The organism is Neisseria perflava (genome assembly GCF_002863305.2).
GTDB lineage: Bacteria > Pseudomonadota > Gammaproteobacteria > Burkholderiales > Neisseriaceae > Neisseria > Neisseria perflava_A.
This window is the reverse complement of record NZ_CP136962.1, coordinates 817,275-828,823: the sequence shown is the minus strand read 5'-3', so window position 1 is coordinate 828,823 and position 11,549 is coordinate 817,275. Positions and strand designations below refer to the sequence as shown.

Sequence of the window (11,549 nt, the reverse complement as noted above, 5' to 3'; positions counted from 1 at the left end):
TTCGACAAATATACAAAATATGATGGACCCTTGGGGATTAAATGCTGTTGGCATAGCTAAAGGGGCATTATCTATGAGTGCAATTGATACAATGACTCCAGACCCCACTGATGCGGCATTGCCTAAATGGATTGCATATGGGGTGCTTGGAGCTGCTGCAACGGGTGTCGTTGCATTATCGGAAAGCGATACATGTACAGGAAAATGCCAGGAAGAAAAAAAAACGTAAGAAATGTTTAGATGCTACAGTAAACAACATTAAAATGGTTACAGCAAAAACATCTTATCTAACATTACAAAAAAGTGTTTCCATCCCTGCTGTTGCGAGATACACAGCATTGATTGAAAGAGGTAGTATTGCCCCTCCAGTTAAAATGGATGGAAATACTATTGTAGATGGTAACCATAGAATGGTAGCTGGATTATTGTGTAATCAAATACCTGCTAGTACCCCAGGAACTGCTCCATTATCTAAACCAAGAATACCTTTGAGAGATATACAACCAGACCCTATAGATTGGTGGTAATAAAAATGATATCTAATGACATTCAAGAATTACTTAAAAATATTACAAAGTCTCTAATTAAAATCGAAACAAAAGAATTAGATGTCTTAATTTCTAGACAGTTAACCCATATAGATAATATTGATTTTCACAGATACGAAATATCCCATAGGGAAATTGGAAGTCTCAAATTTTCTTTCTGTTCATTTCGTGGTGCTTTCATAAGCTATAGTTCCTTTACTAATTGTAATTTTATTAATTGTTCTTTTATTACGGCAATAGTTTGTAATACAAAATTTACTAATTGTACATTTATTAATTGTGTATTCAGATCAATGCATATACAAGATAATTTAATATCTAACTGCTCTTTTCAAAACTGCTATATAGAAGATAATATATTTTCTACAAATAGAACATAAGGGGCCGTACTAGATTAGCAGATATGTTACCCTCAAAAAAGGTCGTCTGAAACTGGATATACATCAACCCTTCCGTCTACAGAATCAGCATTATGATGAAGAGACGGGGCTGCATTACAACTTCTTCCGCTACTATGATCCGGAGATTGGGCGGTTTACGCAGCAGGATCCGATTAAGCTATTGAGGGGAGAGAGTTTATATGCGTTTGCTCCAAATGTTTTTGTATGGCTCGATACTTTAGGATTGGCAAAATATAAATGTATTGCCGCTGAAAAAGAGGGAGGAGGAGGAAGAGGCTATAAGGATAGCAGGAAGTCATGTACTTACAGCTATACCAATGTAGCTACGAAAAAAACGGTTAGTGTATTATCTAATTCAGATACTACAATACAAGATTCTCATTTCTGTAGAGGTGCACAGGTAGGAACTACTTATTCATCTATAAATCATACAATGGTTCCGCATCATACGGATTATAATCCTTTTGTAATAGATTAGGAAAAGTATTCGTTTCCACATCCTTATTCTTATGGTTTCTTTTAGGGTTTATATGCCTAGGGATTCATGTGTGAATTTATTGAAAGGCTAGATAAAAATAGGCTGAAATCTTTGCAATAACATAAGTTACAAAAATTTTATATTCAATCCTATTTTCAACATGAAAACCTTTCTGATTTCTCCTATTTTGCTCTAAATCAGAAAGGTTTTAGTCAATTGAAAATTTTAGTACATTCTTATTCATAAAATTTCGTTGACATACATTTTTGCAAATGATCGCAGGTTATTCTAGATAAATAGGGGAAATTTGATTTGATGTAGAAGGAAATTCCCCCAAGGGAAGAACAGCTAAAACAGACGTATTAGGCTGTTTATCACAAGCATTATAGATAGAATTGTTGCTAACTTGATTGGTACAAATTTTATTCTTTCTAAAATCTAAACGAAAAATTTAATTTATGATCAAATATATTAATACCTCTGACAAGAAAACAATAATAGATATTATTTCATTCGCTATATTTTCTATTTTGTCAATTTATCCTGGATATATTAATATCTACTCAAAGACTATTTCTCATAGAGATTTCTATATAATATATTGTCTGTTTAGCCTTTTATTTTGGATATTTAGGAAGAAATTCATATCCAATTACATAATAAATATTTTTATTTATCCTATAGTAGTATTCTGGATTTCTAATGTTTTGTTTTTCATATATAAAATAATAATAGGTATGAAAATAGATACTTACTCTTTAATTTTATATTTTTTTGTGAATTATATCTTTCTTGGAATTTGGTCATTAAGTATTATTCGGTTTATATTTCATAAACTATATAAATTATGAAACAATTATATATAGTTAAGCAAGTGTAGATTGTGTTGAGAACCCAACCCATACAAAGGCACTTGGATTCGGATTTCAAGTGTAACACTAGGGTACCAGTGTTCAGCGCGCCTGAATAGGCTTTTATCGGGTGTCCAAGATTTTGTGGGCGGTTCAATCGCATACTGGCCTTTTTACGTTATGGAAAGTTGGACTTCAAATCCGAATCCGCCGACTCATCAAATACAGATCAAAAAGCAGGCTACTGCTCTGGTAATAACGCCTGCTACAAATCGTTTCGATAAGTTATTTGACTTGCACTAGCTTAGGTGACTCCCCCTCATAGTGATAAATCTGACTTGAATTGAATTTCCTTAGTTATCAGGGACGGTCCTTTAATTAAGTAATTAGCCTTTAAAAAGGAGCATCCATGAAAAAATTTATTAAATTAGCTTTAATATTTTTAGGCACACTATCTGCCATCATATTTATATCATTAATAATATTAATGTTTAGCCATGATCAACATAATGATTTATATTACAAAACTCCAGATGAGTTTTTAAATTCCAAGTCATTTTCATGGTATATTGATATTTTTCCCAAAAGCAGTAGCAATATATTCTTGAGGACTTTTGTTGAAGCAAATGAAATGATCGTTATTTTTGAAGCAAATAAAGCAGACGAAATACCCCTTTCCCAACTTTATCCTATAACTTCTAAAGGAGTAGACTATTTAAAAGACTTCAATATTTCAACTTCCCAAATACAACCTTTTTTGGATAACAGTAAATTATATTGTTATTTTTATTCAAACAACTCTCCTTATTTGGTCAGTAAATACTATTCAAACAATCCTGATCTAGTACATTATATGTTTACATCACTCCGATCCAAGGAAGCTTTAGAGCTTTGTCCTTCAAATACTGTTAAAACACATAAGATCAATCCTGAACTATGATCCGGAGAGTGGGACGGTTTACACAGTAGGATCCAATTAAACTATCAGGGGGAGAGAGTTTGTTTCGGTTTGCAAATAGTGTGCAAACTTAGACAGATGTATTTGGCTTATCTGGAATCCTAATCTTTGGTATTAGTGATAATGCAGCAAAGAATTTAGAGAATCAATTTCAAGCAGAACGTTTTAAACATATTAGGGCACAAGTGGAAATAACCAATGTGCAACAGGTGTAGGTGTACTTTTTGGAAGACATATGGCGCAGCTAAGTAAAGATCCAAAATGTAAGAACGTACATCAATTCCAAGGTACTTTAGCTGATTCTAGAAACGCTACCTTAGCTGTAACGGGTGTAGGGGGGCCTGCAGTAGTAACAACGGCCGCAGCTGCTCTTGAACTTATTCCACTGGCAGCAAGAGGAGTTAATGTTCTATCAAAAAGTTCAGCTGAACAGGCATGGACTTCTTTATCCGCTGTTGAAAAAAGTGTAGGGCTTTCTGCTGCGGTATCCGGTACAACTCAAATTATGCAAAATGGTCGAGTTAATGCTTGTGCGTTTGGAGTAGATATGGTAACCGGTGCAGCAGGATCAGGGTTAACTAAATTAGGTTCGCAAGCTGGGTTATCCGTTGGATCTAGAGCTATGTCTGATTATATGTGCCAAGGTAAATCAATAACAGAGACGTTGAAAGGAGTTCCAGGTAATGCATTGGGTACCGCTGTAGGATTTGAAGTAGGTAAAACTGGAGTTGGGGATATTAGTTAGACTCTCATAAATGAGGCTACAAAACAGTCTATTAATACTGGTATGGATATGGTGGTTCCATCTAAGAAACCTTAATTAAAAGGAGATATCAATGATTAAAAGTATAAATTACTATCTTAATGTCATTATTTTATCTTTAATTGTTGGTTGCAGTGGGTCTAATCAGACGATTAGGGATACGCAATGCGATCCACAGGGTCCGTTTTTATATTTAGAGCAATGTGCTATCGAAGGAGATATTTCTAGTCAATATAACTTAGCTGTTAGATATATGGATGGATTAAATGCTCCGAAAGATCTAAAGCAAGCTTTTTATTGGATGGAACAGGCTGCAAAGAATGGAGATATCCGAGCACAATCTGACCTAGGTTTGCTCTATTATAATGGCTGGGGCATCTATAAAGATTATAAAAAAGCCTTTGAATGGACACAAAAAGCTGCAGAGCAGGGAAGTGTTCCAGCTAATAATAATATGGGCTTTTTTTACAGCCATGGAGTTGGTGTGTCGGTAGATTGGAAAAAAGGAGCAGAATATTATCAATTGGCTGCAAATCAAGGATATATTGATGCCTATCAAAATTTATCTACTATGTACTTTAGCGGGAAAGGTGTTGATATAGATATAAATAAAGCATTGGAATTTGCTAAAAGAGCTGCAGAGGATGGAGGTAATCAAATGGCCATTTATAACTTGGGTACAATTTATTCTTTAATAGGTAAAACAGAAGATGCTATTTTTTGGTTGAGAAAAGCAGCTGAATTAAATATGGCAGTAGGGCAAGCAGAATTGGCAGGTGTGTTAGCCCCAATAGCCAAAACAGAAGCCGAAAAACAGGAAGCTAAGCAATGGTTAGAAAAAGCTTTGGCTCAAAATGATCCTTATGCTTATACTGTAGCCGGTGTGTTGTATTCTGAAAAAAATAATGTTTTCCCTATTAATGAGAAAAAAGCTTATGAATATTATAAAAAAGCTGCCGAACTTGGTGAAGAAAAATCACAAACTATTTTGGCCTCATGGTATTGGGAAGGACGGTATGTACCAAAAGACGAGATAACAGCAGTGGAATGGTTCGAACGTGCGGCCAATAACGGTGAAATTAAAGCAGCCAAAAAATTGGTAGAAATCTATGGACAGGGTAGCAAAAATATTCCGAAAAATGAGGTAAGAAAGCAATATTGGCAGGATAAGCTTTCTGAGTAGGCAATTATTATCCTCAAGCCTATAAGTAGAGAAAGAATAAGGGAAAATACCCTATTGACAAGATAGAAGTAATAACCTACTTCTGTTACTCAAAGCCGGAACTTACGTACCGTTTACAGCAAGATGCGGCATCGATAACTTAAATCCAAATCAGTCGAGGAGAGTCTCTGTCTGTCAGATTAGTGTAAAGTAAAAAAGGTCTAATTAAAGGCTGTCTGAAACTAAATTTAGCTTTTCAGACGGCCTTTGTTTTATTCATTGAATACAACAAGCAATTATAAAAGCAGTCGCTCTATCACTGATAGTGTGCTCAATCTGATAATGTGCTCAATCTGATAATGTGCTCAATGGAATAGGATGGGACAAAGATAAGGAATACCTGTTGTAGAAGGAAATACTTATACCATTGATCAAGTTGCATATATCAGAGATGCAAGCAAAGAAGAGTATGATGCCAGTCCTCATGTAACCATAGTAGGTTGTGATGGAGAAATTATCACCAGCAAAGAAGAAGCCCGCAACAGCTGCGCCGCCGAACGTAAGATTTTATTTTAATCAAGAAAGGATAATCCATGAATGATACCGAAAAGAAACTCATCGCCATCCACTATACCGCCGACCGCAGCAAACGTAACAACGAACATGACTTTACCCTGTTGAAACTGGGTATACGTGGCGCAATCTATTTTAATACCCGCGATGATGTCGCAGATGCCTTAACCGCTCTGATGGATTTCTATTACGAATGGGCGAAAGACAAGCTGACAATAGCTAGGCACGAAAGAGGCCATAGGGATATTAAAAAAGTCAAACTGACCGAAAAATCATATCTGAAAGAACGGGATACAATCTACCGGTGGTTGGACAATCGGGAGGAAAATCCGCCAGAGGTGATGTGGGGAATGCAAAGTGAGCATGCAGATACCAGCGCATCCTATTATTTCGACATTACCTCTATTGCCGCAGGTTTAGTTAATGAAGCCCATATGCCGCTAGGCACCCTACTTTTTAACCTGCCACTGGAAATTTTGTCTTCCCCCAAAGATTTGGCAAAACTGGATGAGTTTGTCGACAAGATTGCAGAGAAGCTGGATGTGTTCCACGGCTATATCGGTCTGGCAGCAATTCCACCGCATAACTATTACGACGGTGCACCGTACGAATACGGGGTGTGTCGCGAGAATTTCGGTCTGATTCCGGTTACGACTGATTATCTGTCAACGTTTTATAGATACAACATACGCAGTATCAGTTGGTATACATTGGTTGGCAGGGAACTTTACGGACAGCTACCGGCAGGCAGGATAGAGCCTGTTTTAGCGAATCATCCCGATATTAAGATGCGTGATATAGCAGGTATCAAAGTTTTCAAAATTGGCAACTTGCCTGAAACCGGAGATATCCACGAAGATTTACCCTTGGACTACATTGCGCTAAACCGCGCTTTAGAACCGATACGTGAAAAATACCCCCGTGAAAATATGGGCGGCATTACCCGCGAACAGATGTATTATTGGTCGAGAAGATGGGACGGTTGGGAAGTGGAAGAAAAAGACGGCAAGAAGATCTACACCCAAGCACCACAGGAAATCATCGGTGTCGAGGAAGAGCCTGTTCCAATTTCGGGCATATGGAAAATTACTAGCTTTAACGGCGAAACCCGTCATTTCAATAAAGGCGAAATCTTCCCCGAAGGAGAGGGTGAGAGAACGCAAAAAGCACTTCTCGGCCCCCAAATGGGTCTGACGATTTGGGAACTTGTCAAAGGAGACCATGACGAGCCGTTGCGTAGAAAACCTATATGGTAAAGCCAGGCTATAAACAATCAGTCGGCAGGTGGGTCTAAAAAATAACACCGAAGCAATCCCTGAATAAAGTCTTGGACAAATTGCTTATTGAAATAACCGGAGACTTTAACAACAAGGAATTTGTTGAGAAAAGGCTGGGGAATATAAACAAAAAGGTCGTCTGAAAAATTTCAGACGGCCTTTTTGTTTTTGAATTTTGTAAGTGATTGAACTACTTAGAGAAACAGGAGTTAGCAGGCTAAAATACTAGCATTATTAATTTAACATAATATAAAATATCTGACCATTTCCTATTCCTGCATCAAAATCGCTTTTTGTTCCTGATTGTTAACTGAGAGTTAATGATATTCTAGAGAGTGGGTCAATAGTACTCCAATTTTTGGTATAGAATCAATAGGTTTATAAGATAAATTTGGCAGTTTAATCTTGCCGTAACTCTACCACTTAATTATTGTTTAGTGGAATAGGGTAGAGAGCTGGGAGCCTTAACCTTCTACTCATATACTGTCGCCCTATCACTGATAGTAGGTGTAATGGAATAGGGTGGCACTAAGATTTTAAATTACCTAAATACAACCAACGGTCTGCTTCCCGATAATCCTTCCCCCTTTACCGCCGGCATCTTCACAGATACTATATTAAGTTCATTGTCATACTTGAATAACCAGCCTGATCAAAGTGGATACTCTTAAGTGAGGAAGGTCGTCTGACAATGAAATGAAAAACACCCAAATGCTTTTCAGACGACCTTGTGTTACAAACGGCCATGCTGTAATTGGCTTTTATAGAGAATGACCGTAAACAGTAATAATGTTGTACCGCTCTAAATTTTTAAACCACTACAATCAAGACATAATGAAGCATGCACCCTATACCTTATGAGCGTCAGGAAATCATCCGACGTGAACGCGAGTTGGCTAAATATGCCAATACTATGGACAGTTTGTTCTGCATTCCTTTTACCAAGCAGGGGATTGGTGCTGATGCCATGTTATCGCTGATTCCCTTTGTCGGGGATATTGCCGGACTTATTCTGACGATGAAGGCTTTTCGCATGGGACGGGAGTTGGGCGTACCGGAACATAAAATGCGTTCTGCCGTATATCTTGCTTTTGCCGATATGGTGCTTGGCATGATTCCTGTTGTCGGTACACTTATCGATATTTTCCCGCCGTACTTTGAAAGTCATCAATGAATATGTACACAGCGAGTATGGAATAGACAGCGATCTGCATCTAGAGCGCCCATTTATGCATGCGGCTTTGGAGAAGAAACGGCAGCAATCAGATTTTTGGCAAAAACCTGTTGTTGTTTGGCTCTATTTACATGTGCCTGATTTTTTTGGTTTGATTGTATTGGTGCTGATGGGGTGGATGACGGTTGCAATGAGTAAATGGATATGGAGCGGTATGACTTATTTGTTTGGTGTTGTTGCCGGTTGGTTTTGAATGTTTGTGAGAGATAAGGAAGAAAAGGGGATATTAGGCACGAAAATAGCTGAAAACTCGTGTTTTTGTTGGCTTTAAAGAAACCATTTCAAACAGTCTAAAGTTAACGTCCCTTGCTGTTTTTAAGGTAAGCATTATAACTTAAAAAATTAGATAAGGAAACTTTATGAATAAAATGCTGGTTTTTATTTTTATTTTTACTTCATTGTATTTGTTTATAGGTATTGTTGATAAAACAGGGGAATTTGACAATAATTATGTATTTTTTTTTAAAAAACCGTGGTTTTTTCAGAGCATATACTACGATCCCATAGGAGAGCGTGATATACAAGATGTACCTAAAGAGCAATTGAAACAATACCTATTATATTGTAATGCTAATATTTTTAATGAATTTCCATGTACTGTAGAGGCACAAGAGGAAGTAAAAAAATATTTGAGTGAATCTTGTATTAAGTCCAAATGAGTTAGAGAATATCAATACACATAGAAAACTTCTTCAAACGCACCTCTCGTATGATACCAATGGCACACGATGCTCGAGTGCTTTACCTTAGATTAGAAATCCAATATTTATAAAGATCGTCTGAGACTTTTCAGACGGCCTGCTTATAAAGTGAAATTAAAATAGGCAAGAGAAATTATGTTTAAAAGAATTACTTTAATAGTAACTATTTTGATGGCCATAATTTTGTCTTATTCTTATTTTAGATATAGTGCATATTGTTATTATAAAGAAAAGACTTTATCTAGTTATAAGATTCCCAGTGATGGAGACCAATGTGCAAGGTTTAACGTAAGTGAAAATAAAAATATTGTTGTTTGCCTTGATAACGTAGGAAATTTTTTAAGCATAGACGGCCTTTATTCCGGAATATATTTATATGATGATCAAGGGGAGCTGCTATCTTTTTATTATCTTCATAATGAAGTTTGGCAGAGTATGCCTTTGGACTTAAATTTAAATAAAGAAGGTATATTTAATTTAGGCCTATATGCTCAAACAGAATCCTTTTCTATAAACCCATCTATTTTCCATAGGATAGAAGCAAAGTTTATTGACACTCTATGCTATAAATGAATTTTTATCTATATAATTTAGTATCTTAAAAGATAGATAAGGATCTGTTGGTATTTTCATCCCTAAAAGAATATCATTGTCCCCAAAAAAATAGAAGTATTTTGAAATAATAGGCAAAGTTTATGAAAAAGAAAAAAATAGTGAAATGGTTTGGTTTCTTTATATTGATATTTGGATTAGTTGAGTATTGGCGAATAACGGGGATGGGAGAAGAGATAAAAAATCTTTCCGTGAGCAGTGATTGTTATCAAAATGAATACTTAGTAAATTATCAAGAAGGTTCTTGTGGACTATATTTTATGCAAAATCCTGAAGCAATTTATCGGGAATTACGCTACAAAGATAACCCCGAATGTGAGTATTTATATCAACATAAATTAGAACGTTTAGAACAAATAGAATTGGAAAAAAAAATTTTGGCAGATAATCGCAGAATTTTAAAGAATAGAAAAACTTTTGCCTGTACAGGATGGAACGGCTTTAGGACAGCAATCTTTATTGCCGATGAAAAGGATAATTTGCTCTACTATTATCGAGATACATCCCTATTTGGCACTGAATTGGTTCCTGAAAATTTTGCAAGACCCTCTATAGATGATGAATATATCGGCTGGAGTGGGGGACCTGACGGCGGTCCTGTTGCTCCACTGTATTCCAACCTCCTTCAACGGATAGATGCAAAAATTATACAGTGGCTGGTTAAATTGTTTTATTAAACAGGAAGCGTTCCCTTTGAACTAACTCTCAGTTTATCTTTTACCAAATTTATGATGAAAAGGCACAAGAAATAGGTAACCAACCATCTGCAAGAAAAGTGCAGATGAATCCTTCCTCTGCTACAGGAACAGCTAGTCGACCAAAGAGAGCTAACGGTGCAAAATATACATCTCCCCAATTAAGGCAGAGAAAGGAGGTAAAGCGAGTAAATTCTGTGGATGGGAAGCCTGTTACAGTGGTTAAGGAGAATAGAGGGATACATGATCAAAATGAAACAAAAATTAATAAACTTCATCCTCAATTTCAAGATAAAGTAAGAATGTTTATTAAAAAAGTGCATGAACAACATCAAATTAAATTAAAAATTGTGCAGGGATATAGGACATACAGAGAACAGGATGAATTGTATGCCAAAGGGAGAACAATGCCTGGATCAATAGTAACAAATGCAAAAGGAGGGCAAAGTAATCATAATTTTGGACTCGCAATAGATGTGTTTCCAATTTGGCAGGATGGCAGGCCCCACATGAAAAAGGAAGATGATGCAGAGAATATTAGATTACTGAAATTAATTGCACATATAGGAATTGAAGAGGGGTTAGCATGGGGAGGACATTGGAGAAAATTTAAGGATTATCCTCATTTCGAATTGAAGGTTGGTAAAAATATGGCTCAACTAAGAGCAGCTGTAAAAGCTGCGGGTGGCGATACTTTAGCTGTTAAATATGATATTTAGATGGAGTTATTATGAAATTATTAAATATAATGTTAGCTATATTTACATTCTTTGTCTTATTATGTCAAAATGCATACGGAGTAAATTTAATTTTTACTTCTGAACTTGATGATGAAGAGTCAAGTTTAGAGGGAAGGGAACTAAAACTATTTAAAGATAGGTTAAATCATTGTTTTATTACTTCAACTTACTATGGGGAGACAGGTAAGTCTTTGTATGTATATAATTTTAAAAAGGGAAATAAGTTAAGTTCAGGTACGTATAAAGAGTTTAGGTTTAAGGATGGTTATATTTCTAAAGATAAAAGAAATATATATATACTAATTAATAAGAAAGAATTAAATATTAATTATGCTGAGGTTAGAAATGATTTTGTTAATTTAATTAAGAAGATACCTAAATCAATTATTATCAAAAATTGTAACAATTAATTGTCTTTATAATCTATAAGTAGTTTTTATAATGATGCCGTCTGAAAAATACTTTCAGACGGCTTTCCTCCGTCCAAAGCAGTCAATGCCGCTTACCGTGTCGCAATCACCGCCACCTCGGCTGCTGCTGTCTTCCTACCTCAAAC

At 35.9% G+C, this 11,549-nt stretch carries 15 protein-coding genes; all 15 read left to right on the top strand.

What is annotated here, in order from left to right:
• Window positions 1–19 precede the first annotated feature (19 nt).
• The 15 genes from CYJ98_RS03770 to CYJ98_RS03705 all read left to right on the top strand — a co-directional run bounded on the left by CYJ98_RS03770 (window position 20) and on the right by CYJ98_RS03705 (window position 11,403).
• A complete protein-coding gene (locus CYJ98_RS03770) occupies window positions 20–229 on the top strand; it encodes a hypothetical protein (RefSeq protein ID WP_145988417.1) in 210 nt (69 codons plus the stop codon).
• Window positions 230–263: 34 nt separating this feature from the next.
• A complete protein-coding gene (locus CYJ98_RS03765; protein ID WP_145988418.1) occupies window positions 264–527 on the top strand; it encodes a hypothetical protein in 264 nt (87 codons plus the stop codon).
• A gap of 5 nt (window positions 528–532) precedes the next feature.
• Window positions 533–928, top strand: coding sequence for a pentapeptide repeat-containing protein (locus CYJ98_RS11100; RefSeq protein ID WP_101756352.1), 396 nt, complete (start codon window positions 533–535; stop codon window positions 926–928).
• Between the two features lie 13 nt (window positions 929–941).
• Window positions 942–1,427 (top strand): RHS repeat-associated core domain-containing protein, encoded by a 486-nt coding sequence (locus CYJ98_RS03760; protein WP_101756351.1) that lies wholly within the window; start codon window positions 942–944, stop codon window positions 1,425–1,427.
• Window positions 1,428–2,687: 1,260 nt separating this feature from the next.
• Window positions 2,688–3,218 (top strand): hypothetical protein, encoded by a 531-nt coding sequence (locus CYJ98_RS03755; RefSeq protein WP_101756349.1) that lies wholly within the window; start codon window positions 2,688–2,690, stop codon window positions 3,216–3,218.
• Between the two features lie 253 nt (window positions 3,219–3,471).
• The gene (locus tag CYJ98_RS03750) at window positions 3,472–3,981 is read left to right on the top strand and encodes a hypothetical protein (protein ID WP_101756348.1); all 510 of its coding nucleotides are present in this window, start codon (window positions 3,472–3,474) and stop codon (window positions 3,979–3,981) included.
• A 91-nt stretch (window positions 3,982–4,072) separates the two neighbouring features.
• Window positions 4,073–5,182, top strand: a complete 1,110-nt coding sequence (locus CYJ98_RS03745; RefSeq protein ID WP_083286419.1) for an SEL1-like repeat protein — start codon at window positions 4,073–4,075, stop codon at window positions 5,180–5,182.
• Window positions 5,183–5,754: 572 nt separating this feature from the next.
• Window positions 5,755–6,990 (top strand): type VI immunity family protein, encoded by a 1,236-nt coding sequence (locus tag CYJ98_RS03740; RefSeq protein ID WP_101756347.1) that lies wholly within the window; start codon window positions 5,755–5,757, stop codon window positions 6,988–6,990.
• A gap of 862 nt (window positions 6,991–7,852) precedes the next feature.
• Window positions 7,853–8,185, top strand: coding sequence for a DUF4112 domain-containing protein (locus CYJ98_RS03735; RefSeq protein WP_234395610.1), 333 nt, complete (start codon window positions 7,853–7,855; stop codon window positions 8,183–8,185).
• The gene (locus CYJ98_RS03730) at window positions 8,169–8,438 is read left to right on the top strand and encodes a hypothetical protein (RefSeq protein WP_234395611.1); all 270 of its coding nucleotides are present in this window, start codon (window positions 8,169–8,171) and stop codon (window positions 8,436–8,438) included. Before CYJ98_RS03735 ends, CYJ98_RS03730 begins: the two co-directional genes overlap by 17 nt.
• A gap of 166 nt (window positions 8,439–8,604) precedes the next feature.
• The gene (locus CYJ98_RS03725) at window positions 8,605–8,904 is read left to right on the top strand and encodes a hypothetical protein (protein ID WP_101756346.1); all 300 of its coding nucleotides are present in this window, start codon (window positions 8,605–8,607) and stop codon (window positions 8,902–8,904) included.
• 177 nt (window positions 8,905–9,081) lie between these two features.
• Window positions 9,082–9,519, top strand: a complete 438-nt coding sequence (locus tag CYJ98_RS03720) for a hypothetical protein (RefSeq protein WP_101756345.1) — start codon at window positions 9,082–9,084, stop codon at window positions 9,517–9,519.
• Between the two features lie 122 nt (window positions 9,520–9,641).
• A complete protein-coding gene (locus tag CYJ98_RS03715; protein WP_101756344.1) occupies window positions 9,642–10,235 on the top strand; it encodes a hypothetical protein in 594 nt (197 codons plus the stop codon).
• Window positions 10,236–10,339: 104 nt separating this feature from the next.
• Window positions 10,340–10,972: a M15 family metallopeptidase gene (locus CYJ98_RS03710; RefSeq protein ID WP_101756343.1), complete on the top strand. Its 633-nt coding sequence runs from the start codon at window positions 10,340–10,342 to the stop codon at window positions 10,970–10,972.
• Window positions 10,973–10,983: 11 nt separating this feature from the next.
• Window positions 10,984–11,403: a hypothetical protein gene (locus CYJ98_RS03705; protein WP_101756342.1), complete on the top strand. Its 420-nt coding sequence runs from the start codon at window positions 10,984–10,986 to the stop codon at window positions 11,401–11,403.
• The last annotated feature ends 146 nt before the right edge of the window (window positions 11,404–11,549 follow it).